The sequence below is a fragment of the Arthrobacter sp. GMC3 genome (assembly GCF_002929305.1).
GTDB lineage: Bacteria > Actinomycetota > Actinomycetes > Actinomycetales > Micrococcaceae > Specibacter.
In genome coordinates, this window is sequence record NZ_PJIO01000005.1 from 1 (window position 1) to 26177 (window position 26177).

Annotated in this window: 25 protein-coding genes and 1 other RNA gene; 5 read left to right on the plus strand and 21 right to left on the minus strand. The window is 60.0% G+C overall.

The genetic code is table 11. The features are described from left to right. Positions 1 to 129: 129 nt before the first annotated feature. From ssrA to CXQ94_RS09975, 16 genes are all read right to left on the minus strand, one after another. Positions 130 to 496: a transfer-messenger RNA gene (ssrA, locus tag CXQ94_RS09895) on the minus strand. Between the two features lie 84 nt (positions 497 to 580). Further along, a complete protein-coding gene (locus tag CXQ94_RS09900; RefSeq protein ID WP_258066950.1) occupies positions 581 to 1864 on the minus strand; it encodes a glycoside hydrolase family 3 N-terminal domain-containing protein in 1284 nt (427 codons plus the stop codon). Between the two features lie 9 nt (positions 1865 to 1873). Beyond that, on the minus strand, positions 1874 to 2755 hold the full coding sequence (locus tag CXQ94_RS09910) for a cytochrome c oxidase assembly protein (RefSeq protein WP_104089366.1): 882 nt from the start codon (positions 2753 to 2755) through the stop codon (positions 1874 to 1876). Positions 2756 to 2761: 6 nt separating this feature from the next. Beyond that, positions 2762 to 3232 carry an SsrA-binding protein SmpB gene (gene smpB / locus CXQ94_RS09915; RefSeq protein ID WP_104089369.1) on the minus strand — a complete coding sequence of 157 codons (471 nt, stop codon included), beginning with the start codon at positions 3230 to 3232 and terminating at the stop codon, positions 2762 to 2764. A gap of 151 nt (positions 3233 to 3383) precedes the next feature. Further along, entirely contained in the window at positions 3384 to 4802 is a 1419-nt protein-coding gene (locus tag CXQ94_RS09920) for a M23 family metallopeptidase (protein WP_104089372.1), read from the minus strand. 13 nt (positions 4803 to 4815) lie between these two features. Next, complete coding sequence (ftsX, locus tag CXQ94_RS09925; RefSeq protein ID WP_104089375.1) at positions 4816 to 5730, minus strand: permease-like cell division protein FtsX; 915 nt, start codon at positions 5728 to 5730, stop codon at positions 4816 to 4818. Beyond that, a complete protein-coding gene (gene ftsE, locus CXQ94_RS09930) occupies positions 5727 to 6617 on the minus strand; it encodes a cell division ATP-binding protein FtsE (RefSeq protein WP_104089378.1) in 891 nt (296 codons plus the stop codon). The genes ftsX and ftsE overlap by 4 nt, the downstream gene beginning before the upstream one ends. Positions 6618 to 6785: 168 nt before the next feature. Then, on the minus strand, positions 6786 to 7901 hold the full coding sequence (prfB, locus tag CXQ94_RS09935) for a peptide chain release factor 2 (RefSeq protein ID WP_104089381.1): 1116 nt from the start codon (positions 7899 to 7901) through the stop codon (positions 6786 to 6788). Positions 7902 to 7969: 68 nt separating this feature from the next. Further along, positions 7970 to 8428: a pilus assembly protein TadG-related protein gene (locus CXQ94_RS09940; RefSeq protein ID WP_258066952.1), complete on the minus strand. Its 459-nt coding sequence runs from the start codon at positions 8426 to 8428 to the stop codon at positions 7970 to 7972. Next, complete coding sequence (locus tag CXQ94_RS09945; RefSeq protein WP_258066954.1) at positions 8425 to 8904, minus strand: hypothetical protein; 480 nt, start codon at positions 8902 to 8904, stop codon at positions 8425 to 8427. Before CXQ94_RS09945 ends, CXQ94_RS09940 begins: the two co-directional genes overlap by 4 nt. Next, the gene (locus CXQ94_RS09950) at positions 8885 to 9289 is read right to left on the minus strand and encodes a TadE/TadG family type IV pilus assembly protein (RefSeq protein ID WP_258066955.1); all 405 of its coding nucleotides are present in this window, start codon (positions 9287 to 9289) and stop codon (positions 8885 to 8887) included. Before CXQ94_RS09950 ends, CXQ94_RS09945 begins: the two co-directional genes overlap by 20 nt. Continuing rightward, complete coding sequence (locus tag CXQ94_RS09955; protein ID WP_258067015.1) at positions 9286 to 9480, minus strand: hypothetical protein; 195 nt, start codon at positions 9478 to 9480, stop codon at positions 9286 to 9288. Before CXQ94_RS09955 ends, CXQ94_RS09950 begins: the two co-directional genes overlap by 4 nt. Positions 9481 to 9615: 135 nt before the next feature. Continuing rightward, complete coding sequence (locus CXQ94_RS09960) at positions 9616 to 10554, minus strand: type II secretion system F family protein (RefSeq protein WP_104089386.1); 939 nt, start codon at positions 10552 to 10554, stop codon at positions 9616 to 9618. Then, the gene (locus CXQ94_RS09965) at positions 10551 to 11405 is read right to left on the minus strand and encodes a type II secretion system F family protein (protein WP_104089389.1); all 855 of its coding nucleotides are present in this window, start codon (positions 11403 to 11405) and stop codon (positions 10551 to 10553) included. Before CXQ94_RS09965 ends, CXQ94_RS09960 begins: the two co-directional genes overlap by 4 nt. Further along, on the minus strand, positions 11405 to 12628 hold the full coding sequence (locus tag CXQ94_RS09970; protein WP_104089944.1) for a CpaF family protein: 1224 nt from the start codon (positions 12626 to 12628) through the stop codon (positions 11405 to 11407). The genes CXQ94_RS09965 and CXQ94_RS09970 overlap by 1 nt, the downstream gene beginning before the upstream one ends. A 141-nt stretch (positions 12629 to 12769) precedes the next feature. Then, positions 12770 to 13933: a glycosyltransferase gene (locus tag CXQ94_RS09975; RefSeq protein WP_104089392.1), complete on the minus strand. Its 1164-nt coding sequence runs from the start codon at positions 13931 to 13933 to the stop codon at positions 12770 to 12772. Positions 13934 to 14036: 103 nt separating this feature from the next. Between CXQ94_RS09975 and CXQ94_RS09980 the strand changes: the two genes are divergently transcribed. The 5 genes from CXQ94_RS09980 to CXQ94_RS10000 all read left to right on the plus strand — a co-directional run bounded on the left by CXQ94_RS09980 (position 14037) and on the right by CXQ94_RS10000 (position 20008). Then, positions 14037 to 15653, plus strand: coding sequence for an asparagine synthase-related protein (locus tag CXQ94_RS09980; protein WP_104089394.1), 1617 nt, complete (start codon positions 14037 to 14039; stop codon positions 15651 to 15653). Positions 15654 to 15745: 92 nt separating this feature from the next. Further along, positions 15746 to 17710, plus strand: coding sequence for a DUF6541 family protein (locus CXQ94_RS09985; RefSeq protein WP_104089401.1), 1965 nt, complete (start codon positions 15746 to 15748; stop codon positions 17708 to 17710). Between the two features lie 52 nt (positions 17711 to 17762). Next, complete coding sequence (wecB, locus tag CXQ94_RS09990; RefSeq protein ID WP_104089404.1) at positions 17763 to 18845, plus strand: non-hydrolyzing UDP-N-acetylglucosamine 2-epimerase; 1083 nt, start codon at positions 17763 to 17765, stop codon at positions 18843 to 18845. Between the two features lie 46 nt (positions 18846 to 18891). After that, positions 18892 to 19557, plus strand: a complete 666-nt coding sequence (locus CXQ94_RS09995) for a glycosyltransferase family 2 protein (protein ID WP_258066957.1) — start codon at positions 18892 to 18894, stop codon at positions 19555 to 19557. Between the two features lie 4 nt (positions 19558 to 19561). Beyond that, positions 19562 to 20008: a DUF2304 domain-containing protein gene (locus CXQ94_RS10000; RefSeq protein WP_104089410.1), complete on the plus strand. Its 447-nt coding sequence runs from the start codon at positions 19562 to 19564 to the stop codon at positions 20006 to 20008. Here the strand turns inward: CXQ94_RS10000 and CXQ94_RS10005 are convergent. From CXQ94_RS10005 to CXQ94_RS10025, 5 genes are all read right to left on the minus strand, one after another. Beyond that, a complete protein-coding gene (locus tag CXQ94_RS10005) occupies positions 19952 to 21493 on the minus strand; it encodes a hypothetical protein (protein ID WP_104089413.1) in 1542 nt (513 codons plus the stop codon). The two genes, CXQ94_RS10000 and CXQ94_RS10005, sit on opposite strands and share 57 nt — an antisense overlap. A 42-nt stretch (positions 21494 to 21535) precedes the next feature. Then, positions 21536 to 22627, minus strand: coding sequence for a glycosyltransferase (locus CXQ94_RS10010; protein WP_104089946.1), 1092 nt, complete (start codon positions 22625 to 22627; stop codon positions 21536 to 21538). Positions 22628 to 22714: 87 nt separating this feature from the next. Then, entirely contained in the window at positions 22715 to 24019 is a 1305-nt protein-coding gene (locus tag CXQ94_RS10015; protein ID WP_104089416.1) for a lipopolysaccharide biosynthesis protein, read from the minus strand. Next, a complete protein-coding gene (locus tag CXQ94_RS10020; protein WP_104089418.1) occupies positions 24016 to 25185 on the minus strand; it encodes a glycosyltransferase family 4 protein in 1170 nt (389 codons plus the stop codon). The genes CXQ94_RS10015 and CXQ94_RS10020 overlap by 4 nt, the downstream gene beginning before the upstream one ends. Continuing rightward, entirely contained in the window at positions 25185 to 26177 is a 993-nt protein-coding gene (locus CXQ94_RS10025) for a Gfo/Idh/MocA family protein (RefSeq protein WP_104089421.1), read from the minus strand. The genes CXQ94_RS10020 and CXQ94_RS10025 overlap by 1 nt, the downstream gene beginning before the upstream one ends.

Below are 26177 nucleotides of genomic sequence, written 5' to 3' on the forward strand. Positions count from 1 at the left end.
GCGCCCCGGCCACGCTGGACGTGGCGCATAACAGTGTCAGGCGCCACGCTCACACCGGGCATGGCGCATAACGAAACGAAAAAAGGACCCGCCCCGCGCCGTGAGGCGTGGAACGGGTCCCCAATAGGGATGTGGAGATGGGGAGAATTGAACTCCCGTCCGATGTTGCGTCATCAGGGCTTCTCCGGGTGCAGTTTGCGTCGGTTTTTCTCGGCCCCAGCTATCTCGCAAACAAGTAGCTGCCAGGCCCAGTTGTATAAGAGTCCCCTAAGTGCCTACAACAAGAACTTAGAGCAGTGGCCCTCTAAATGACGCCAGTATCCGGGACGAGAGCATTCCCGGGCTGACGGACTGTCTTACTGCTTAGGCAGCAAGAGCGAAGTCAGTGCGATTTGATTCAGCACTTATTGTTTTACAGAGATCGTTTACGAGTTAACCCTGTATCCTCGACCCGCTTCACCTGTCTCAACAAACACCGTCGAAACCGATCATCCCCTATTGATTTATCAAACCACGGACGGCTCCCAAAAGAACTGCTCGTGACTATCCATGCTAGCGCATGTGCGGGCCAGAATATTCCCTAGTTCAGCAGCCCCCTGGCAGCCTTCGCTTCCAGGACTAGCAAGGCCGCGGAATCGACCTGCGCGGCGAATGCAGGATCTGCCTGCGCCGCGGCAACCATCCCCTGATACATCTGCGGCAGCAAGGCCTGGTTGGTACACAGGGCCATGGTGCCCCCGGCAGCGATGAAGTCAACACCTCTCTGGTCAACGGCTACGCCGGAAACCTGGACGGCGTCGCAGATGTCGTCGCTGACAATGATGCCGGAGAAGCCAAGGTCACCCCGGACCATGTCGTGGACGATCACGGAGGAGAACGGGGCCAGGTTAGTTGGATCAATCTTGGGGTAGTAGGCGTTGGACATCATCAGCCACGGCACCCCGGCATTCACGGCATCGTGGAATGGCTGGAGGTACGCGTCGTTACGTACTGTGATGTCGTCGGTGACCCCGGCGGACACGTCGGTGTTCAGGGTGACCCTGCCTAGGCCGGGAAAGTGTTTGACGGTGGGGGCGACGCCAGCAGCCAGCATCCCGCGTGCAAACGCCAGGCCATGGCTGGAGACGTCTGCGGGCGCGTAGCCGTACTCGCGGCCAAACGCACCAATCGGCGCGTTCTGAGGGGCAAACTCGGCGCTCGGCACGGTGTCCATCACGGGCGCAAGGTTTACGTTGACGCCCACGGAGGCAAGTTGCTGACCCCAACGTGTGGCGTCGGCTTGTAGCGACTCAGGGGCCAACTGGCCCTGTTCGATAGCTTGGGGCATGTCATCGAAGCCAGGTCCGCGCATGATCTGCACGAAACCACCCTCCTGGTCCGTAGCGACAAACGGGCGCGCGCCTTGGGTCCGGTCCCCCGAAATGTGTCCCGTGATGGCCTGCACCTGCTCGGCAATTCCGGCGACCCCGGCCGTGCTGCGTCCCTTCATGAACACGTTGCCCACGTAGAGGGTGTCGAGGGCGTAGAGCGAGTTTGCGTCTGCCCCCGTGACCGGTGAGGAGACCATCAAGATTTGCCCCACCCGTTGCTCCAACGACATGGCTGCCAGCTTTTGGGCCGCTAGATCCTTGCCCGGATTGGGTGGTGCGGTGGGGCTCGACGTCGGAGCCGGGCTTGCACTGCTGGGCTGCGGCGCCGTCGTGCTTGGGTTGGCCGGCGAAGATGACGAACTCACGCTGCTTGAAGAGCTGGCGGCCGTCGTGGTCCGCTGTGAGATGGATCCGGTGACCAGCACGGCGATCAGGGCGAGGAGGACCACAGTAGCCCCACCAAGGATCCACCAATGCTTGCGTCTCAGCGCCACTTCGCCCGCCTATCCTCGCTGATTGAGGTGGGCTGCATTGAGCTCGTCCATCTGCTCATCGGTGAGCTCGTCAAGGATCTTGCGCTCACCCTTGTCAGATTTGGCCAGTCGAACAAACAGCAAGATCAGGATGGGCAGGTCCATAATCTCGGCAATGAACCACAGCCAGTCCCCGGCGAGCTGCTGGTCGGCCAGTGCACTGGGGAACCAGGCTGGCCGAGCGCCGCCCAGGAAGGTGGCGCCGTCGAAAATTGTGGGGCTCAGCCGCATCAACAAGCCCGGAATAGCATCGGCCAGCAACTCGATGAAGGCAAACACAAACTGGACCATGATCAATGCGGTGCTAACCCGGGTCTTCTCTTCCACCATGGGCAGCACCATCAGCAGCCCCAGGAGCGGAATTGCCACGCCCAGCACGCCTTCCCACAACGGGCTCATGCGGGTGATCCCGGCCAGCGGTGTCAACATCATGGACAGCACCAACAGCCCAAGAATGGGCGCCACGGCGCTGTTGGAGAACACCTGCACAGGTTTGCGGGCAACAGCGGCCAAAATGGTGCGCAGGCGGCCTTGGCGCATCGCTACCCTGGCCAGCCCCAGGGGCAGGCCCAGCGCCAATCCAGCCGGAACCACAAATAGAAGCAAAGCAATCCGGATGGAGAACGCCCAGCGCAACTCGGGAGAGTAAGTGCCCAGAAAACCGAAACTGATGGCCGCGTAGCTACCCAACCCCAGAACGTAGAAGGCTACGATGCGCCAGAGCTGCCAACGGACTCCCGCCCGGGATGCCCGGACCAGGCCCCAGGTGTAGAGTCCGCCGGCAACAAGCAAGAAGCCCAGCGCCCACGGGTCGTGGCTCCAGGTTCCAAGAAAAACACTCAGCGTTGGCATCGGAGGCTATCCGCGGTTTTTCTCTCGCATGACACGCAGCGCTTCACGGTTATCCTGCTTTTCCCGCAGCGTCTGACGCTTGTCGTAGTCCTTTTTGCCCTTGGCGATGGCGATTTCCACCTTGGCCCGGCTGTCCTTGAAGTACAGCTGCAGCGGCACAATGGTGAACCCAGATTCACGGGTCTTATGCGCAATCTTCTCCAGTTCATCACGGTGGAGCAAAAGCTTGCGACGGCGTCGAGCCGTATGGTTGGTCCAGCTGCCGTTGAGGTACTCGGGAATGTAGACGGCCTCGAGCCAGAGTTCGTCGTTGTAGAACGTGGCAAAGCCGTCCACCAGCGAGGCCCTGCCCTCGCGCAGCGACTTCACCTCTGTGCCCATCAGCACCAGACCGGCCTCGTAGGTATCCATGATGTGGTAATCATGCCGGGCCTTGCGATTGGTGGCCACTACTTTAAGGCCACTTTCCTTAGGCACTGCGGACTCCTTCGTGGATGATGTGATGCCAGCGCATGTCTGGAAGATTCAGTCTAGCAACCGCGGGACAGGCATGCGGGCCATTCCCAGTCCTGCGGCTTAAACGCCGGACACCGGAACAAGTTGCTGTTCCGGTGTCCGTTGCCTCTATTTAGAGCAGGCGCATGGGATCCACTGGAACCCCGTTAAGCCAGGTTTCAAAGTGGGCGTGGCACCCGGTGGAGTTACCCGTGTTGCCCGAGTAGGCAACCAGCTGTCCGCGGGTGACGCGCTGTCCGGCACTGACCAGAACAGAGCTGTTGTGATAAAAGACGGTGGTAAGAGCATTACCTTGGATAACACCGTGGCTGATCCACAGGACATTTCCGCCGCCGGTGACCACGTTGGTTTGCCCGGCGAGGGTGACAGTGCCATCAGCTGGCGCATAGATCGGCGTCCCACAGGGGGCACCAAAGTCGATGCCCGTGTGGTCGTAGTAGCCGGTGCCGTTGAAGTCTGCAGTTCCCGGGGGCACCGGACGGTTCTTGGCAAAAGGCGAAGTGATCGGAATGTTGGCCGCAAATGGGTGCTGTAGGCCGAATGCCGAGGGGCTGCCGATGGCTGGCGGGACGTAGGGCGCCCCTCCCCCTCCACCACTAGCTGCCTGCTCACGGGCGACGCGTTCGGCTTCGGCAGCAGCGGCAGCAAGTTCCCGGCGCTGCTGTTCGGCAATCTCCGCTGCAACATTGTTTTGCTGTTGCTGCACGGCCGCCATCTTCGCCTGGATTTGCGGCTTCTGCGCCTCAAGCTGGGCATTAAGGGTGGCGGAATCGCCAATCAGCTTATCAACCGTGGCCTTCTGGGCTGCTGCCTGGTCACGGGCGCTTTGTTCAGCAGCCAGGGCCGCGTCAGCTTGAGTCTTCAAGTCCTTGATCTCGGCCTCAACTGCGACCAACCGCGCCTGAGCGTTTTGGTTGGTGGCCTTTTGCGAGGTCAGCTGCTCCAAGGCCGCATTTTGGCTGCGTAAAGCTTGCTCTGCCATGTCGATCGAATTGGCAAGATCGCCCGGTGAACCGATACCCAGAATCAGGGAGAGATTGGGCGAAATACCGCCGCCCTTGTAGGACTGGGCGGCGATCTGGCCAATCATGCTTTTGGTTTCGCTCGCCTTTTTGGTATCGGCGGCAATCTGGCTGGTGATCTTGTCCTTGCTTACCTGGGCAAGTTCAATGCGGGCTGCCAAAGAGTCCACCTTTGCCGTGGCCGCGCCAACCTTTGTTTGGGCATCCGCCAATGCGGCCTGTGCGCCGGGAAGCTGGCCCTGGAAGCGGACCAGGTCCGCGGCCGACTTAGCGATGCCGGCATCAACAAATTCAAGCGAATCTTCAACAGCCTTGGCTTGCTGCTCCAAGGCCGCCGCTTTGTCGTGGAGCTCATCTGCCTGGGCCGGGACAACCATGCCCAGCATCCCCGCAACTGTCACGGCCATCAACGCCGTGGCGATCCCCGCATGCCAGCGTCGTTTCGTGCGCACTAAGTTGCCCGTGATGATTTCTTCGCGTGCACGTGAGCTCTCTGAAGTGGATTGCATGATTCCTTAGTTCCTAAACTTTCAGGTTCTTGCGAAGGGATACCGCCGAGGAAATACCGGCCAGCACCACGCCAATCAAAATCAGGACAGGGTAGATCTTTAGTGCGTCACTGGGGGAAATCATAGGCATCCCGGAATTGCCCTGCGCGAGGTATCCGTTCATGAAGAAGGTGACCATGGCCCATACGGCACCCGAGGCCAGTACCGCACCGATCGTGGCTGCAATGACGCCTTCTAGGACGAACGGCAGTTGGATCACCGTCTTGGAGGCGCCCACCAAGCGCATGATCCCAATCTCTTTGTCCCTGGATTGGGCCGAAAGTCTGATGGTGGTGGCAATCAACAGCGCTGCGCAGAGAATCATCAGCCCCGCGACGAACACCGCGACCCAGGTGGCAATGTTCATCATGGAGAACAGTGGCTCCAGCACCTTGCGCTGGTCCACCACTGAGTCGACCCCGGGTGTTGCGGCGAAGGTCTCATTGATGATCTGGTATTTTTCCGGGTCCGTGAGCTTGATGCGGAACGACGACGGCAGATTGCCGGCCTCGACCGAGTCGGCCATGGGGGAACTGGCGAACTGTTCCTTGAAGTGGGTCAGTGCCTCTTCTTGGGTCTCGAACGTCCACTTTTCAACATAAGGTTTGACGGCTGCCGATCCCAGCAGCTCCTGGATGTTGTTTTTTTGTTCGTCCGTGACGGGCCCGCTCACACAGTTGGTGTTGCTGGGGACATCGGTGCACAGGTAGATGGTGACCTGAACCTTGTCGTACCAGAATCCCTTGAGCTGTCCGATCTGCATTTGCAACACGCCTGCGGCGCCAACAAATGTCAGTGACACAAACGTCACCAAAATGACGGAGATGACCATTGTCAGGTTGCGGCGCAGGCCGCTCCCCAACTCGCTCATGATGAAAGCAAGTCTCACAGTTGGCCCTCATTCGTTGTTGCTGCTGTGGTTTCGGGGAACACTCGGTCCCGGTTGCGTTCAAGTCGCGGCGGCATGGCATCTTCGGCAGGCGCTGCCGCGTTGGCGGCGCTGACCGTGCGCTGCCTGCGGGTCTGGGGCTCGGCGTCGTCGCCCGAGACCTGAACTGCTGGTGCCGCACCGGCCGCTGGAACTATGGGAATCGCGGAGGTGTACTGGGCGCGGGCTTCGTCGCGAATGACCTCGCCATGGCGCAGTTCAATAACGCGCTTGCGCATGGAGTTCACAATGTCATCGTCGTGGGTAGCCATGACCACGGTGGTGCCGTTTTGGTTAATCTTGTCCAGAATGGCCATGATGCCGGCACTAGTGACGGGATCAAGGTTTCCTGTGGGCTCATCGGCCAGCAGGATGTCCGGCTGGTTGACGATGGCGCGGGCAATGGCCACGCGCTGCTGCTCACCACCGGAGAGCTCTGTGGGCAGGCGCCGTTCCTTGCCTTCCAGGCCCACCAATTCAAGGACCCGGGGAACTTCCAGACGGATGGCGGCCCGGCTCTTGCCAAGGACCTGCATCGCGTAGGCGACGTTGGCAAACACGGTCTTGGAGTTGATCAGACGGAAATCCTGGAAAACCACGCCAATGCCGCGGCGGAATTTGGGCACCCGCCAGCTGGGCACGTTGGCCACGTTTTGCCCGGCCACATGAACCTGGCCGTGTTCGGTCTTGATCTCGCGCAACACCAGGCGCAAGAACGTTGACTTGCCGGAGCCGGAGGACCCCACCAAGAATACGAACTCGCCACGGTCAACTTCCAGCGAGACGTCGTTGAGGGCCGGTTTTCTCATACGGTCGTAAGCTATGCTCACATTTTCAAAACGAATCATGACTTTTCGTTGCCCTTCCAGCGAACGTTGCTGGCATGCCGGTGACTGGGCTTTGGTTTGGGGGAAGAAACCACCAGCCCTACGACTATAGGCAGCAAACTGTGGCTTTTCTTGATCCTTGCCGGTGTGTCGGGCACGGGATTGCCGGGCAGTGCGTTCTTTCCCTAGCTACTTCGCGGCGTTGCGGTTGTCGGCGCGCCAGCGGATGCCGGCGTCGATAAAGTCGTCGATTTCGCCGTCCAGCACGGCCGAAGTGTTGCCAACCTCGTGCTCGGTGCGCAAATCCTTGACCATCTGGTAGGGGTTGAGGACGTAGGAGCGCATTTGGTCACCCCAGGACGCCTTGACGTCACCGGCCATGGCCTTCTTGGTGGCGTCCTCTTCGGCTTTCTTCAGCAAAAGCAGCCTCGACTGGAGCACTCGCATGGCTGCGGCCCGGTTTTGGATCTGTGACTTTTCGTTTTGCATTGACACGACGGTGCCTGTGGGGATGTGGGTCAGGCGCACGGCTGAGTCTGTGGTGTTCACGGACTGTCCGCCGGGGCCGGAGGATCGGAAAACGTCCACCCGGATCTCATTGTCGGGGATCTCGATGCTGTCCGTTGACTCGATCAGCGGTATGACCTCGACGGCGGCAAAGGAGGTTTGGCGTCGGCCCTGATTGTCAAAGGGGCTGATGCGGACCAGACGGTGCGTGCCCGCCTCGACGCTGAGGGTGCCAAAGGCGTAGGGTGCTTTGACCTCGAATGTAGCCGACTTTAGCCCTGCCTCTTCAGCATAGGAGGTGTCAAGGACCGCCGTGGGGTAACCGTGGCGTTCGGCCCAACGCAAGTACATGCGCAGGAGCATTTCGGCGAAGTCGGCTGCATCGACGCCTCCTGCGCCGGAGCGGATAGTCACGACGGCTTCCCGTTCGTCGTATTCGCCAGCCAGCAGCGTAACGATTTCCAGGTCCTTCAGGGACTTTTGCAAACTGGCGAGCTCCGCATGGGCATCCGCGAGTGAGTCGGCGTCGCCTTCGTCCTGGGCCAGTTCGACCAGAACTTCCAGATCGTCGATCCGCGATTCCAGGTTGCGCAGCTTTTCCAACTTGGACTGGGCGTAGCTGAGCCGGGACGTCACTTTTTGTGCCGCGGCGGGATCGTCCCACAGGTTGGGCGAACCCGCCTGGTCGGACAGGTCTTCGATGTCCTCCAGGAGCTTGTCCACCTCGGACACCTGCTCAATGGACTTGTAGGTGGCGCGCAGCGCCCGGATCTCTGCGGGAAAGTCGGTCTCAGCCATGATATTCAAGCGTACGCCATGGGCGGGCGTGCTCTGCCAGGCTCGTTTTTGCATTCCGTGTAGTGATGTCAGAGCACCAATTGGGCGCGGGCGGTGCCCGTAACGGTGATGGTGATGCCCTCCGGGATCAGGAAATTGATAAAGATCGGATGCACGACGCCGGTCAGGGTAACTTGGGCGGTGCGCCCGTCGGCGGCCCCTGTTCCCTCCGTGAGCTGCACGCCGTCGAGCGACTTCGGGGTTTCAACCTCTGCAAGGTAGGCGACCGCCGCAGAGGTGACACCGTGATCGGTGAGCAAGGTGCCCGGGGCTGTGCTGGTAGAGCCGCCGTTGAGCACAAAAGTGTCAGCGGCTGCGAGCGCCGCACCATCAGCCAACGACAGGAGCCTCTTGTGGCCCAAGTAGAGGCTGGAGGCCGCTGCCACGACAGTGGTCAGCAACAGCGCCAGAAGCACAAAGCCGATCAGCAGGATCATGATGTGGCCATCTTCCTGCCGTTCTTTTTCGGGTGGCCGGCGTTTGATCATTTGAAGCGTCCAACTTTTTGTGTGGCTGCTGATTCCACGGTGGCGGCCGACAAATCGACGCCGGGGATGCCGGTGACTAGTGGCAGTTCCACTCTCAGGCGAACGTGAGCGGTGACCGTGACGCCAGGTGTGAGACAGCCTCCGTCGCAGCTAATGATGAGCGTTGAGTTGGCGGCGTCAAATCCCATGTCGGTGACTGCCAGGTTCACGGCCTGGGTGGCCGCCTGCAGGGCTGCGCCTTCGTCGGCCTGCAGGACATAGGTCTTTGCCGCTTGGTCGGCAGCTCCCACAACTGCGTAGGCGCCGCCCTGTAGCGCGCCCACGGTGAGGATGAGGTAGGCGACGGGCACCATCAGCAGCACAGCCAGGAAGACGAATTCCACGACGGCGCTCCCCTGCTCTGTTCCGGACTCCCCCGCAGATGTGGAGGCCGCATTGCTGGCACCCTGTGCGCTGTTATCGCGGAATGATCGCATGTCCACTCATCTGCAACGACTCGCCGGGTCCGAGGAGACCTATCAGTGGCAAGGGTGCGATGACCGTGACGGTCAAGATGGCAATGCCATCGGCCTCAGTCACGGTAGCCGAAACGTCTTGTCCGTAGGCTCCGCCTAAAGCCGACTCGATCAGAAAGGTAGCCCGCTCCTGGGCGTCTTGGGCCGTCCTGTCTGCCAAGGCGCCGTATCTGGCTGCCGAGGAGGCCGCGTCGGCCACTGTGTTGCGTACATGCAGCACTAGGGCGAGTTGGACCAAAGCGAGGAACATGATGGCTACGAGTGCTGAAACGAGAACAAAGTCCACCACTGCGGCACCACTTTCGGGGTGTCCACCTGTTTTTCTGGCGTCCTTGCCACATCTCACGTTCCGGGTTTGACCTGGTTCATGGCATCGGTGAACATCTTCTCCAGGGCCGGTCCGGCTATGGCCAGCAGACCCGCCACCAGGATCGCACTCATTAAGGTGATGAGAACCCAGCCGGGCACATCTGCCCTGCTGCGTTGCGTTTGTGGACGCAACCGGAGAGACCGCAACCAGCAGATCACCCGCCGCATCCACAGGCCAAGAACCTGCAGTGCTGAGATCGCCAGTGTCATGGCCAGGTCCGGAACACTCTTTAACGTCCCCATAATAATTCCCCTTTCGGTGTTGGTGCTTTGTTGATGATGATGCAAAGTCGTCGGCGCGCACTACATGCCAAACTGCAGCAGTGCCAGGCCCGGAAAGATTGCGAATACGACGGTGAGCGGCAACACTCCGAAAACGAGGGGCACCATCATGGCAATCTCCTTGCGCCCGGCCATCTCCATCAGATCCCTTTTGGCCACATCGCGAACATCCTGGGCCTGTGCCCGCAGGACGTCGGCCAGCGGTGTCCCCCTGTTGATTGCCACACTGATGCCGTCCACGAAGCGGGTCAGTGCTGGGACGTTTAAACGTTCGGAGAAGTTGGTGAGCGCCTCAACCAGCGGTATTCCGGTCCGTGTTTGGGCGAGGATCTGGCTGAACTCTCGCGAAAGTTCCCCCTGGGACGCCCGGGCGACCCGTTCCAAGGCGCTGCTGGCGCTTTCGCCGGCACCAACGGCTAGGGCCATGAGTTCGGCGAGCGCTGGGAACTCCGAGAGTATCCGGGCCTGCCGGCGTTTGATGCGTGCGCCAAGGAGATAGTCATAGAGCAAATATGCGCCCAACATCAATCCCAGCGTCAGGGCCAGCCCGGCCATAACGCTGGCCTGTCCTGACCAGATAAGCATCAGCGAAGCTGCCAGTCCCAGTAGCATGCCCGCACCTGCCCACATCAATTGAACGGCCCTGAATTCCAGTGCAGATTCCGTGCGTCCAGCCTGTTCTAGGCGGGCGGTTAGCCCCTTGACACTGATATTGAAGCGCCCAAGCCGGGCGACCACATCGGAGAGTAGCAAGGCAAAGATTCTCTCTAATGGCCCGAACAATGCGCGGTTCTCCTCAGCGGCCAGCAGCCTGGATCTGCCGGCATGGCTGCGCAGTTGGGGCTCCACCCTTTGTGCAAAGCTAGGTTTTCGCATGGCAGGCAAGCGGACAAAGACAATCCAGAGCCCAAGACCCAGGCCCAACCCTGCGCCGAGGACTGCCGCCAGATGTAGATTCATCGCAGGACCCGTTGTTCCTGCGGCAACGCACCCAGGCGCAGCATCAGCCTGTAGCAGACCACAGACACCAGCAGCCCGCCACCCAGTACCAACCAGCCCGCGGCGGAGTTGTAGGCCTGAATCGCTTCAGGCCGGGTGGACATCAGCATCAGCACTATCCATGGCGCGGCCACAGCCAGCCGCGCAGCGTTAACAGTCCACGATTGACGTGCCTCAAGTTCGCTGCGGGTTCGGGCATGGTCCCGCAGGAACTCAGACAGCGTCCCCAGCAGACGTCCCAGGTCGCTGCCGCCCACGTCACGGGTCAGGCGCAACGCCTCAATGATTCTGTCCGAAACCGGGTCGGCCAATCTGGCCTTGAGATCCTCCAACGCCGCTTCAAATCGTCCGGTGGCCCTGTAGTCTGCCCCAAAGATGACGAATGCCTCGCGGAGCTCGGCGGGGCCCTTGACACCAAGCTGAATCAAGGCCTCGGGAAGCGACAGCCCTGCCCGAATCGCCGAGCGCAAGTGATCCACAACGTCCGGCCACAGCTCCCGCAGCACGGAGGCCCGGCGTCGTGCCCGCCAACGCAACAAGGCAAACGGAAAGTAGCCAATAAACAGCCCAAGGCACAAGGCAATGGGCACGGCGCCAGTAAGCAGCCAGAGAACCAGAGCCGATATCACGGCCAGACAGGCTGTACTAAACATCAATGACGCCGGGGTTACCTGCGCAACACCGGCTTGCACCAACAACTCCGTGACCTTGCTACGCCTGACCGGTGGCGGGGTCGATTCTCCCCGTTGCCAGCAGGCAGTCCAGACCAGGAACAATCCCAGCCCGCCCAGCAGCCCCGCCACGGCCGACATTAGGGCTCACCCATGAGCTTTGCAAGATTGTAGCCCGCAGCGACAAACTTTTCCGGCGAGGGCATGGCCGTCTGGGAGGCAGTCAAATGGCCGTCGACTGTGTCAAAAACCAGCCCGGATTCGATGATGCCATTTTCCACGCGCCGTCCCAAGGCCAGGATTTGTCCCACCCGGCGCTGGCCGTTCGGGAGCCGGACGCAGTGCACCACCAGGTCGATGCAAGCGGCTACAGTTGGCACCACAAAGGCAGCCGAAATGTTTTCCCCTGCCAGCAGCGGCAGGGTACAAATCTTCACGACGGCGTCGTGCGCAGAGTTGGCATGAACGGACGCCATACCCGGTAGCCCACTATTGAGAGCTATAAGCATGTCAAGGCTTTCGGCTTCACGAACTTCCCCGACAATCAGCCTGTCAGGGCGCATCCGCAGGGCCTCCTTGACGAGGCGGCGCAACGGAATTTCCCCAACACCTTCGAGGTTCGGTTGGCGGCATTGCAACCCCACAACATCCCGCAGCGGCAACTGGAGCTCGAAGATTTCCTCCACGGTTACTACCCGTTCACGGGATCCGATGCCTGCCGCCAGGCAATTCAGCAGGGTGGTCTTGCCTGCCTGGGTTGCCCCGGAGACCAGGATGTTCAGCCCGCTACTGACGGCGGCACCAAGGAACCTGGCGGCCTGCGGTGTCAGCGATCCCAGTTCCACCAGATGGTCCAACCGGCTGGCTCTGGCCGTGAACTTTCGAATGTTCACGGCCCAGAACGCCTTGGTGATATCGGGAATGACAACATGAAGTCGCGAGCCATCTGGCAGGGCAGCGTCAACAAAGGGGTTGCTAAGGTCCAGGCGGCGCCCGGAATTTTTGAGCATACGCTCCACCAGGTCCTGCACCTGCTGTTGACTGAAGGTCAGGTTCGTCAGCTCGGATTCACCATTGCGTGCGATGAATATTTGATCCGGCGCGTTGAGCCAAATTTCTTCAATACTGGGATCATCCAGAAGTGGCTGCAAGGCGCCAAACCCCGCGACGGCGTCGTACACATATTGCTTGGCGTCCCCGGTGTGCAGAAGAGGCGGTACGGCGCCAACCAGCGATCGTTCGTCATAGTCGTTGACGGCCGCATCCACCAGGTGGCGCACTTCATGGCCTTGGCGCATGGGATCCAAGCCCTTGCGTCGGATGAGTTCGCGAACCTCATCCTCGACCAATGCGAGTGCGTCCATCATGTCTCCGCCTCATTGCGGTTCTACCCTTGACCCTGTTCTGAGGAGCCTAGTCGTCTGAAACCGAGGGCACCAGAGCAAAAACGAAGGAAAAGAACTATTTGTGGACAACGGCGGCTGATGCGGGCACCATTTCCACAACTAGCCGGCAATTGCTTTGGCGTACAGCTCCTCGTACTGTGCAACGAAAGTTCCCCGGCCGCAATGGGTGAGGCAAATGGCCCGGATGGCCGCGGCGTCAAAGCTGTCAAAAGACTCCTTGGCTGACACCATCGCCGCGCCAAGTTCGTCGCGGTTGTCGATACCCACTAGTAAACCGTTCTCTGGTGTGATCGCGTTCCTTCCCGCCCAGGTTTTGGTCGCGATCAGCGGCAGGCCACACGCCATCGCTTCCCACAGGACGGTTCCAAACGCCTCGGCCACGCTGGGAAGGACAAAAACGTGCGAGGCCCCGAACTCTTCAACGATTCTGGACCGCGGCACTGCCCCGACAAAGTCAACCTTGTCGCCAATTCCCAGCTGCGCGGCAAGCGCCGCCAATTCATCCTTGTGGGCGCCACCACCGGCAATTCGCAGACGCACGTCCTGGGCGTCTGCAAACTGGTCGGCAAACGCGGCAATAAGCACATCAACGCGCTTCCCCGGGTCCAGATGAGAGACGTGACCGAAGGTGAAGGGACCCGTCGGCACCTGGCGGGTCTGAATATCCTGAAACTGCGGGCTCAACAGGCCCGGAACGTACTGCCACTTGTCCTCACCAATGGCATAGGCCTCATTGAGGTCGGGGGCAAAGTCTCGTGCGACGGCGACCAGGGACGACGCAGCCACCGCCGCCCGGCGTCCATGAACTCCGTTCCACCGTTCGGCCAGGCGTTCCAAGGACGAGGGACGATGTTCGGTGACGATAAACGGAATCTTGAATTCATCACTCAACGCATGCGTAATCACCCCGCCGGGGAACATGGCATGGGCATGCAGGACATCTGGGCGGCCGTTTTCGGCGATGTAGCGATTGAGCAGTGTTCTCCAGGCCGACAACATGACGCGTTGATTTCCACCCGGCACCTTGGGAAACGGCAGGACTCGGTCTAGGCGGTACGTTTCGATTCCCGATTCAACGGTGTGGCGAATCCCGGCCTGACGGGACCGCCGTTGAGCACGCGCATACACGGGGATACCCTTGACCGCTATCACTCCCACCTGATGGTCTGCCTGCACGATCGCGGCAGCCTGCTCAATAAAAAAACTGCCAGAGAAGTCGGTTGGATCGCCCGGATACCAGGAGGGTACGAAGAGAATGTGCATATCAATTGAGCCCTTGATTGTCGGCGCTGGTCACTGACATTCTACGTCTCCGCACACGCCCGGAATGGACCGGCTGGCTGGTCAGCAGTGAGAGAATATGTGTATGCCTTTCGCTTCCCCACTCCTAACCCGCACGCAGTGGCGCGCCCACACCGTCGATGCCGCCGTGACTCTCTGGGTTGTTGGTGACAGGCACTGCGATGAGCAACTTTTGGGGGCTTTAAGCGATGGCATGCTCGATACTGCCGCGTTGCGTACCACCACGGGGCACTACGCCGCCATCCTCATGGGACCTACTGAGATGGTGCTGGTGGAGGACCCCATTCGCAGCTTCCCCTTGTTCTACTCGGTGGTGGGCACGGACGTAACGGTCTCCGATGACGCCCTGGCCCTGGCAGGCTTCGCCGAAGACTATGTGGCGGACTTCGACTCCCGCATAGAATTCCGTCATGCCGCCTACGTGGCAGGCAACAACACTCTCTACGCCGGTGTCAAGCAGGTCCAGGCGGGGGAAGCAGTCACCATTACCTCCGACGGCGGCATCACCTCCAAGGTGTACCGCAGGATCCACTACTCGGGTCTGGACATTTCGGGCGCTGATGCTGTGGATGCACACTTCACCGAGGCCTTCAACGCGTCAATGGCACGTTTTCTGGAACAATCCAATGGCCGCCAGCTGGTTGTCCCGCTCAGCGGCGGTCTGGACTCACGCTTACTTTGCCTCTATCTCAAGGAGGTCGGCTACCAAAACGTCGTCACTTTCACCTACGGGGTGGGGAAGACCCGCGAGGTGCTCATCAGCGAGTCCGTAGCCGCGGCTCTGGGGCAGAAATGGCTTTTCTGCGACTATGAGGAAGATGCCATCAGGGAGGCCTGGGATGCTCCCGATACTGCGGATTTTATCAAGTTCACGCATGCGAGCGCCTCACTCCCCCACATCCAGGACTGGTATGCCGTTCGCTGGCTTAAACAGGAGGGTCTGATTGAAGACAACGCGATCTTCCTGCCCGGCCACACCATTGTGGGCAACATGCATGACGAGGGAATTCTCGAGGCAGAAAGTGTTTCCCCGGAACAGATCAAGGACTTGATTCTGCGCCAGCACTACGTCCTGCAGCCCGACAACAGCCATGCCACGAACAACACCAGGCTCCACGCCACGATCGATGAATTTTTGGGCGACATTGGCTACGACGACTCCGTGGTCTCGCGTTTGACGGCACTGGAGTATTGGAATGTCCGTGAACGCCAGACCAAATACATCAATAACTCGCTGCGCAACTACGAGTACTTCGGCTACGACTGGGCCCTACCCATGCTGGACCGTGAAGTGTACCTAGCCTGGGGCGACCTCCACCATAGCGTCACGCGAAACCGCGATTGGTACCAGGGGTATGTCAACCGCAGGTATGCTGCGGCAACGGGCCAGGCACTTGACACCTTTGCCCCCACTAATATTTCCGCGGGCAAACGCAACGCCGTAAAGAGCGTGTTGCGTCGCGTCGGCTTGCTGGAGCTAGCGGAGCGCACCATTTCCGCCAAGGCTGTCCAGAATCACCCCATGGGGTTCAACTGGTTTGCCACCGGAATGGACTCCGGGGAGCTATTCAAGTTCACACGCAGTGGCGGAAATCTGCTCGGCGCCTACGCCGATGAATTCCTTACCGACAGGTGGAATAGCCACTGTCAGCTCTTCACTCCGGCCACTGCCGAGGACTAGGAGCCGAAAATCACCGGCCGCTAGACTGTGCCTGACTACCATCACCAACGGAGTCACATCGGGCACCTGCGCTGACGAGAATACGAGACCCCATGACATGGTTCCAGGCGATTCCTGCACTCTTTGCCTCCGCCTGCATCCTGTTCATTCCGGGCGCCATATTGGCCAGGGCAGCCGGCGCCCGGGGCATGGCTTGGCTGGCGACGGCGGCGCCGCTGTCTGTTTCCCTTGTTGGTGTGGGGGCACTGGCCTCCCACACTCTCCAACTCCGCTGGACCCCCGTTTTTTTGGCAGGATTCACCCTCTGCGCGACGGCACTTGTCTGGGGCCTGCGCCGCACTCTTTCAGCCGGCCGTCCCGAGACGCCACCGTCTCGGTGGGGGCGCCCCTCCAAGGCCGTATTCCTCGGAACGTTTGCCGGTCTGGCATTTGGCGCCACTGTCATCACCGTCCGATTCATGCGAATGTTCGTGGGTCCGGGGAACATTTCCCAGACCTTTGACAATGTGTTTCACCTGAGTGCCATACGTTTCATTCTTGACTCTGGCAATGGGTCTTCCCTGGCGATCGGTAGCTTATCGACTAGCGGGCCCCAGCAGTTTTATCCGGCTGCGTGGCACGATGTTGTTGCCTTGGTGGTGCAAGTCAGCAATGTCCCCATTCCTGTTGCCGTCAACGTCGTCAATATCGTCATTGGCGCGCTGGTCTGGACCATCTCGGGAATGTACCTCGCCACGAGGGTGGCGGGAATACGCCCTGCAGTCCTGCTGATGACCGGAATTCTGGCTGGCAGTTTTGGCGCCTTCCCGTATTTGCTGGTCGATTTCGGTGTGCTCTACCCCAACTTCTTGGGAATCGCCTTGCTTCCGGCGTTCATTGCCTTGGCTGCGGACGTGCTCGGGCTGTCAATGCCGCCGTCACCGGGTGTCTTGAAGGGCGGCCTATTGCTCGCCCTGGGTGCGCCGGGACTGGCACTGGCACACCCAAATAGCCTGATGGCCCTGGGCGCCTTCGTTGTCCCGATGCTGCTTTATTGGTTGATGCGTCTTCTTACTGGCAGGGGCAGATGTAGAACTTACTGGCTGCACGCTACCTTCGCACTGTTGGTAGTTGGGCTCTACCTGACACTGCTGGTTCTCGCTTGGAAACGGTTTAGGCCCAGCCGTGCCGGATCGACTTGGCCCCCTAACCAGTCGATTTCAGCGGCAGTACAAGATGCCCTGACAAATTCTCCTGCTGAAATTCCCTTGTCTTCGGTGCTGGTTGTCCTAACGGCCATCGGCTTCGTTGCGATTTGCACCCAACTGAAACGGTTGTGGCTTTTGGGGCCCTACTTGGTGGGAGTTACCCTCTTTGTCGTCGTATCTGGTTTTCCTGCCGGACCGTTTCGGGACGCACTTACAGGCGTTTTCTTCAACGACAGCAAACGGCTGGCAGCTATGCTGCCTGTGATTGCTCTACCGCTGACGGCAGTTGGGGGCGTGTGGCTTCTTGACCGGCTGGCGTCGTTTCTTCCACGACCACTCGAATCGTCCAAGCTCCTTCGTCGGACCGTGTCCACAGCAGGAATTCTCATTACCCTGACAATTGGCATTGCTGGCCAAAACACCTCAATCGGGTTCATCCAGGACAAAACGATCCGTGACTACGCAGTAACGCCAGATTCCCCACTACTGTCCCCGGACAAAGCGGCACTCCTGGCGCGAGCCGACTCAAAGATCCCGGATGGCGCGACCGTCATTGTGAACCCCGCAACCGGGGCCTCTCTCGTATATGCGCTCGCTAATAGGAATGTAATCTTGCCAACTCTAACTTCTCCCGCTAGTCCCGGAGTGATCACGCTGCTGGGAAATCTGCAAGAGTTGCCTACCAATCCTGAGGTGTGCAATGCCGTTCGAAAGTTGAATGCGTTCTATGTCCTGGACTTTGGAAACAAGCAGATCATCGATATGGGCCTACCCATCCCAAGTTCGGAGGCTTTGGCCAACACGGCCGGGCTCACCCTGCTTGACCAGCAAGGGGCGGCCAAACTTTACAGGATTGATGGCTGCCGGTAGCCACGCGGGTTTCACGGCGTGCCGCACGGGGGGTACCCTCTAAGCTTGCACCATGCGAATCCTCAGTGTTGTCGGCGCCCGCCCCCAGTTTGTGAAACTTGCCCCCATCGCGCACGCCATGCGCGGCCGGGCGGAACACCTGATCGCCCACACAGGCCAGCACTATGACGAGATCATGAGCGAGGTCTTCTTCCGCGACCTGGACATTCCCGCACCCGATTTCAACTTGGGCGTGGGCTCGGGCAAGCATGGCGCCCAAACAGGCGCCATGCTTGCCGGCGTGGAGGAGATCATCGAAAGCACCGCACCCGATTGCGTCTTGGTCTACGGGGACACAAATTCCACCTTGGCCGCCGCCCTTGCCGCCACCAAATTACATGTCCCGGTGGCTCACTTGGAAGCAGGACTTCGCTCTTTCAACCGCCGCATGCCAGAGGAACACAACCGGGTTTTGACTGACCACAGCGCAGACCTGCTCCTTGCCCCAACCCAAGTGGCTATGGGGCACCTGGCCACCGAGGGCCTTGCCGCCCGCTCAATCCTGGTCGGGGATGTCATGACCGATGTCCTGTTCACAGTCAGGGAGTCCCTGAATGAGACTGGCGCTGTACTGCCCGATGGGCTAGTTCCCGGAGGCTACTACATTGCTACGATCCATCGCCCAGACAACACTGACGGTCCGGTTCGCCTGGCGGCCATCATTGGCGAACTGGCAAGCCTGGACAAACCGGTTCTGCTGCTGGCCCACCCGCGCCTGCGTAACCTGGCAGAGAAGCACGGGATTTCACTAGAACAGGGCAGCATCGTCCTGAGTTCTCCATTGGCCTACCCAGAGCTCATCAACGCCGCGATGAACTCCGCCGGGGTGATCACGGACTCTGGGGGCCTGCAAAAAGAAGCGTTCCTGCTGCGGGTGCCTTGCACCACTATTCGGCCGGAGACCGAGTGGGTTGAAACCGTAGATCTGGGCTGGAATGTACTCGTCAGCGAGAACCTGCATCAGCTTGCCGCCACAGTCCACCGCCCAGCGCCGGAATCTACTGACGCGGCGCCTTACGGCGACGGCCATGCGGCCGAACGCTCTGTTGCGGCGCTCCTTGCCACTTTTGGCCCGCAGTCAGCAAACCGTCTGTGAGCCACAGCCTGTGTGCCCTCAAATATTTCCATGCGATACTGAATCCGTGAGTCGCACTTGGGTCGTTGTCCCGATGTACAACGAGGCATCGGTAGTCGGAGACGTCGTTAGAGAACTCCTGTGCGAATTCAATCATGTGGTTTGCATTGATGACGGCAGCAATGACGGCTCCCCGGCAATTGCACGGGCAGCAGGGGCCGCAGTGGTCGAGCATCCCGTCAATCTGGGCCAGGGCGCTGCACTACAAACGGGGCTTCACTTTGCCCTGCGCGACCCTGCAACCACGGAAATTGTCACCTTCGACGCCGATGGACAGCACCTGGTGACAGATGCCAAGGCGATGGTGGCGCGCATCCAGTCGGGAGAAGCCGAGGTGGTCTTGGGCTCACGATTCCTGGATCACCGAACCAAGGTCTCCCCTCTCAAACGATTTGTGCTGCGGGTGGCCGCAACCCAGTCACGCTGGGCAACAGGAATGGCACTTACCGACGCGCACAACGGGCTAAGGGCCTTCAATGCGGCCACTGCGGCAAGAATCAATCTCACCCAAAACCGTATGGCTCACGCATCCGAGTTGGTTCGCCAACTCTCGGAGATCCAACCACGCTGGGTTGAGCACCCGGTAAAGATCATTTACACCGACTACTCCAAGGCCAAGGGGCAGTCATTGCTCAATTCCGTCAATATCCTCACGGATCTCCTCTTTAGGTAAAACCATGCAGATCATTGTCCAAATAGCACTCGTTCTGGCCGTGATAGTCGGCTCCCTCGCGCTCATGCGCGGCGGCTCCAACGCCCGGTATTTGGCCATTCGCCGACTGCTGCTGGTGCTATTCGCCTGCGTTGCAACGTTCTCGGTTTTCTTCCCTTTTGCCTTGACAAGGCTGGCCCGGTTCTTGGGCATTGGCCGCGGAACTGACCTAGTCCTCTACGCCCTCATCGTGGCGTTCCTTGTCACCATGGCCACCACCAACCATCGGTTCCGGCAACTTGAGAAGACCATCACCACGTTGTCCAGGCGTATTGCCTTGGACGACGCCGCCAAGCCTTGGGAGTCTGGGGACGACGGCGCAAGCAAGCCTTCCGTGCCAAGCCCTCCGGATTCGCTACTTTCTGACCCAGATCTGAAAGGTCCCGGAGCTGCTAGACAGCACGAAGTTTGAGGTGAGTTCCGTAATGGCTGCCGCCGACATCCCGTAGTACAGATAGGGTTCCTGGACAGCTGCTGCTTGGGCAATCTTGAGCTGGCTGACTTGCAGATCGGCCGCCGACAGCGAAGGCAACACGGCTCCAAAAACATCGGCCGGCAACTCCTGCACCAGGCGCATGCCAAAGACGTCCACTATCGATCCGCAGCCGTGCTGCATTGACCGAGACAGGGAATCGCTCACTACTCCCATGTACGAGTAAGCGGTGAAGACACAGGCGTAGGGCGCGGCGGCGGCCGCCATGGCCGCATCGCTGACGTGCGGCAGAGGCTGCGGTTCCAAGACAAAGCCGCGGACGCCCACGGGGGCCAATAGCACCGCACCCGCGACGGCGGCAGCCACGGGTACCGTTACCCTCCTGCGGGACAGCTGGCGCCGCTCCTGCTCCCTACGAGCGCACAAAGCCACACCGGAACCCACCGCAACACCGAGGCAGAGTGCCAGCTGGGGTGCCACAAAATTAGGATAGTGGTCAAAGAAGCTGTCCGAGGTCAGCAATGCAACGGAAATCACGATGGCCAGAAAAGCCCACCACACCTCATCCCCCCAATCACGCAGGCGACGGCGCCTGGCCGCCCCTGCATAGATGGTGGTCACGATGCACAATACCCCTAGTGCTGCGATGGTGAAGATGAGAGCAGCCGGGGCGTCAGCGCCTACGAAATCCCTGAGGCGGTACATCAATCCTCGGCTGGCACCATCCGTGCGCACCAGCTGCGCCAGAATCACATCGGTAAACATGGCCCCGGGAGCCATGACAAAAAACGGCCCCATAATCACTGTGCAAACCAGAGCCCCCACAACGGTGAAACGCAGCAGGAGCCGTGGGCCAAATCGCACGGCAACCATGACACCAATGACACCAATCGGCAGCACCGCCCACAGCTTGAAACACAGTGCCAGACCCAAAAACACAGCCGCCAGAGTGACTGCCCGGCGCGGGACAATGCGGCCCCCACTCCTCAGTGCCAGCAAGGCCGCCAAGACACACGCATTCAGCAGGGGCGAGAGCATGATGGAGCGCTCAGCGATGGTCGCCACAGACCAGAGCGCATATAGCCCGGACCCCGCAATAACCGCCGGGTATCCCCACTTCTTTAGTAAAACACCGACCAGTACTGCGTTGAGTGTTCCGACCAAGACAAACACGATCCTGGCCGCCGAAATACCGGCCGTGTCGGAAACCAGATGGCCAAGGAGCGCAAATGGTGCCAGCAGCAAGGCGATGCCGGGCGGGTGAACGAAAACGAAGTCACGGTATGGCAGAGATCCCGCTATCAGGTGCACCGCCGAGGCATAGTGAACACCGTCGTCGTATCCCCTAAACCCGCCCAGCGTGCCCGAAACAAGCAGTGGAAGCAACCTGGTTGAAAAGGCGACGGCGGCGATGGCGCCTAGCAGCAGTCCCAGTCTGGGCTGCGGCTTGGACTCTCGTTGCATCCTTGGCACTCTTTCCATTAAATACTTGTGAAAGCGTTCGACTCAGCCTTGGTAAGAGGCTGATGAAAGCTCTGCCACCACTTGGCGGGCCCGTGCCTCCCACGTATTGTCCTCTCGAAGGGCAAGCGCTGTCTCTGTCACGGCATCCACTCGCCCGGGGTGATCGGCCAGCTCATCAAGCAACGCCGTCAGCCTGTCCGGCTCAAACGGCACCACCCACCCATTACCGTGATCGGCCACGAACTGCCCAACATTGGTTCCCTCATTGACGATCACCGGCTTGCCAAATCCAATGTACTCGGCGAATTTGATGGGGGCGGCAAAAGACCGGTAAATGCTGGGCTCGATGAAGAGCATGCAAATGTCTGCCTGCTCGTAGTAAGGCAACAGATCGGCCCCATTTTTGTGAACGACCTGGATCCGCTCGTTCATCAGTTCCGCGTATCCCTGCCGATTTTGCTCCCATTCCTCCTCACGGGTGCAAATGGTCAACCATGCATTCTTTGATGCCGCAACTGCCTGAACGCAGCCATGCATGTTGTAGTACCCGCCCAGCCCCCCAACGTAGAACAAGCGGATGCCGTCATGGTTAGGCGACGGTAGATGGCTGATTTCACCGCCAGGCGGCAGGGCCTTGTGGCGGCTGGCTGGAACGTGCGGAACAAATTTCCCCATCCCCAAAGATGGTAGGTACAGCGTGTCCACAGCGGACTTGTAAGCTAGTAAATCCAGGTTGTACAAGGCCCTAGTCGCCGTGTGGAGTAACGGATTCAGGCGGCTCTTGTACTCGGGAAAACGCCAGTATACGTCTCGATAAAACAGTCCCACCTTGATGCCGTTCCTACGGGCGAATCGCAGGAACATGACGTCCATGAATGGATGCCGGGGCAGGTGGTCGGCATCGGTAAGAGCCGTCGGCATGGTGTGGCTCTCCGAATACAAGAAATCGAACTTCTCGCCTGCCGCGATACGTTTCCGTAGTTCCTTGATGAGGGCGCTGCGTTCCCTTGATTCCCCAGCGACCAATTCAACGTCGTAACCGATGTTCTTGAACGCTTCAAGCATGCGCATCGGGCGCAGTCCGCTGCCCGTTTTGGCTTGCGGGTTCAGCGGGTAAGGTACGTGATAGATCATGCGGGCCATGGCAAGGTGCTTTCTGGGAAACGGTGCCGCGCTGGGTGCGCCGGAATGGTGAGAAATGGTTGCGGGGCGTTCCGTGGGCTAGTTTTCCAACACTGCTACCTTCGGATCGACGCCGTGGTCAAAGCGGTGCCCCACCCACAACGCCATCACGGTGAAGGCAATCAGGATTGCGGCCATGGCCCAGGACACCACCGTCAGGTTGGCCACAATATCGCCCTTGAGGAAAAACAACAGCGACAGCGGCACCGCTGTGTAGACCACGGCGTGGGCCAGCATGAGGTGCTGGGTTTCGGTGACAACAAAAATCGTGGAAATCGGTGACGTAATCAGGCTCATGAACAGCCATGGCACCAGTGCGCGGGCGATAAGTCCGGCGTCGGCCCATTGCGCACCCAGGACCACAGGGAACGCCCATGGTGACAACCAATAGATCAGTGCGAAAGGAATGATTCCGAGGACGGCCGAGCGGTACACGGTGGACTTCGCGAAGGCGAACATGGTTCCTCGCCCCATGACAGCCAAACGCTGGAAGAATACCTGGGCGAGGGCGCCGTTGATCAGGCCCAGTGGGATCTCCAGGAGCTTCCAGGCCATGTAGAACTGCCCCAACAAAGCCCCGGAGTAAACAACGCCGATGATCAGGTTGATGCCATTAGTGCGAACGGCGTCAACGAGGGCGTTGGGACCGTTCAGTAAGGGCATGCGGCGGTAGCGGTTGAACAGTCCGGGAATGCTCTCCTGTGATTCTTCCAGCCCACGGCGGACATCCTTGCCCTTGTGCCGGAGGGTCAAAAGCGCGGCGGTCTGGCCCACCAGGGTGCCGCCGATGAGTCCGCCCACGCCCCCGAATTTCCCGAGTGCAAAACCAAGTTGAGCTAGGGCCGTGCCACCACTTTGCAACACCCGGTTGATGCCGATGGCCTTGTAGTCGCTGCGGCGATTGAGCCAGTACGTCAATGCCGAAATTTCACCCAGCGTGAAGATGCTCAGGCCTACAAGCCACAACCACGGAGCCAGTTCAGGTTTTCCCATGGCCTGGGCGATCATTGGCGAAGCAAGGCCACACACCAGGGTTGCCGCAACGCTAAAGGCGAGAATCAGCCGGGTGACTCCCTTTTTAAGTACTTTGGCATCAGCGTCGCGCTTGGGCAGCATAATGGCCATGTCATACCGAAGTGCCGCGACTACCGCCACCGTAGCCACCAGGGAAGAATACAACGAGAACAGCCCATAGGCCTCGGGGGTATAGAGGCGTGACAACACCGGTGTCAGCGCCAGCATCAGCAGCTGGGCCGCCACCGTCCCTGTCAGGAGCGTGAGAATATGGCGCAGAAACTCACTCCTGCGCCAGCTGGCAATCCTCCCACTGTTGTTCGCTTTCACGAGGACGGCGTCATTCCGCCCGTACGCAGAACTTCGCGGGCCGCCAACCGTCCGGAGGCTTGTAGCGAGGCGTTCTCCAGCGCCCAATCAACCCTTTGGGCTCCCCCAGTGTCCGGGCCACTTAGAAGTGTCCTCATCGCGGTTGCAACAGCGTCCGTTGTGTAGCGAGCGGCAACACCAAGGCCGTTTTCGGAAACGAGTGCGGCGCCATCGCCTTGGCCGGCAAATACCACCGGGGTGCCGCATGCGGCCGCCGCATAGATCTTGGTCGGCTTGGCAAAGTCGTAGCCTTGATCCGGCTTGATGCTGACCAGGGCCCCAACGGCTCCCCGAATCCAGGTGGCTGCCTCTGCGGGCGATACGACGCCGCCGAAATGGACGGCACCCGGGACCAGGGAAGCCGCGAGTTCCTTGAGGTGGTCTTCATCGGTACCCTGGCCAAAGAACCGGATCTCGGTGGTGGGAAATTCTTCCCGGACAGCCTGCAAGGCCTCAATGAAAATGGCTGCCCCCTGCCACTCGCTCATGGTCCCGGTATAGACAAAGTAGGGGTTTCGCGCTTGGGTACTTTCGCCGTCGGGCCTGAAAATAGTGGTATCAACACCGTTGCCCACCACCGTGATGAGATTTGCGGGGACCCTGAACTTGGCAACCTTACCGGCCACAGGCTCAGAAACGGCTAGGACAGTAGCTGCCCGGCGCAGCACGAAGCCTTCAACAGCGCCCATGACGCTCTTGACGATTCCGGGCACGGCCATGGCGGACATGGCTTCGCTCCAGATGTCCGCGGCATAGTACACATAGGGTCGGCGGCGCAGCAGTGATGACAGTGCCACCACAATGCCTGTGGTGGGGGGTGGTTCTGAAACGACTACATCGGCTCGTGTTGCCAACAAGCGAAAGAACGCTGGAATGTCGAAGCTGAGGTATTGGATGTAACCGCGGACGTAGCCGCCTGAATCCCGCAGTACCGGCCAGCGGCTGAGCTCGTAGGAAGTTTCCAACCCCGGGGAACCGGCGGGAAGCTTGGTGGTGATGACCTTAACATCGGCACCCTGTTCAACTAGCCCGTCAACGAGTGCTTTCAACCGGAAGGCTGCTGCTCCGACTTCCGGGGCGAACAGCCGGGTGGTGACAATGACTCTTAGCGGTTTCTTTTGTTCCATCAGGCATGGATCCTCACGGATTGACCTGTCAGTGCTGACTCCAGTACAGCCTCGGCAACACGTAATGTTTCCTGTCCTTCAGCCATGGTGACCACATCACTGCGAAGGCCCAGAACGGCGTCGCGGAACGCCTCATGCTCCGTGCGCAACGGCTCCGGTTTGGCAATGGCAAGGCGGGTGACGTTGCCTTCTGAAACACCACGAAACGCCCCGATGGAGTCCCACTCGGTGGCAACGGTGCCGTTTTCGTAAAAAGTGAGGTCCGCGGTGACCGTGTCCGCGACAAAGGCACCCTTTTCCCCTGTCACCACAACCAGGCGTTCCTTCATCGGGGACAGCCAGTTGACCAGGTGGTTAGTGATCACTCCGTTGTCCAGCGTGCCGGTGGCAGCCACCATATCCTCGTACTGTCGCCCACTGCGGGTGGAGGTCTGGGCAAAGACTGATTCAAAGTGGCTCTGGGCCAGCCACGCGGTCAGGTCAATGTCGTGGGTGCCAAGGTCCTTGACTACGCCGACGTCGGCAATGCGGGCTGGGAAGGGGCCCTGACGCCTGGTGGCAATTTGGTAGACCTCACCCAATTCGCCGTTCGCAAGGCGCAGGCGCAGCGACTGCAAGGCAGGGTTGAACCGTTCAATATGGCCCACGGCGCCGACCAGGCCTTTGGCCGCAAAGGCCTCGACCAGGCGCTGTCCGGCTGGAACGCTGGCCGCGATGGGCTTCTCCACGAGCGTGTGGACTCCCGCCTCGGCCAGAGCCAAGCCAACGTCCTCATGCATGCCCGTGGGGACAGCTACTACCGCCATGTCGAGCCCGGTGGCGATGAGCTCCTGGACACTGCCAAGGACTGGCAATCCCCCGGCAACGGAGTGGGGGTCGCCAAAAGCATCAGCGACGGCCACTAAGTCCACACCCTCTACTTCACGGATGACCCGGGCGTGGTGGCGGCCCATCATGCCCAGCCCGATCAGTCCTACGCGCAGCTTGGCCAT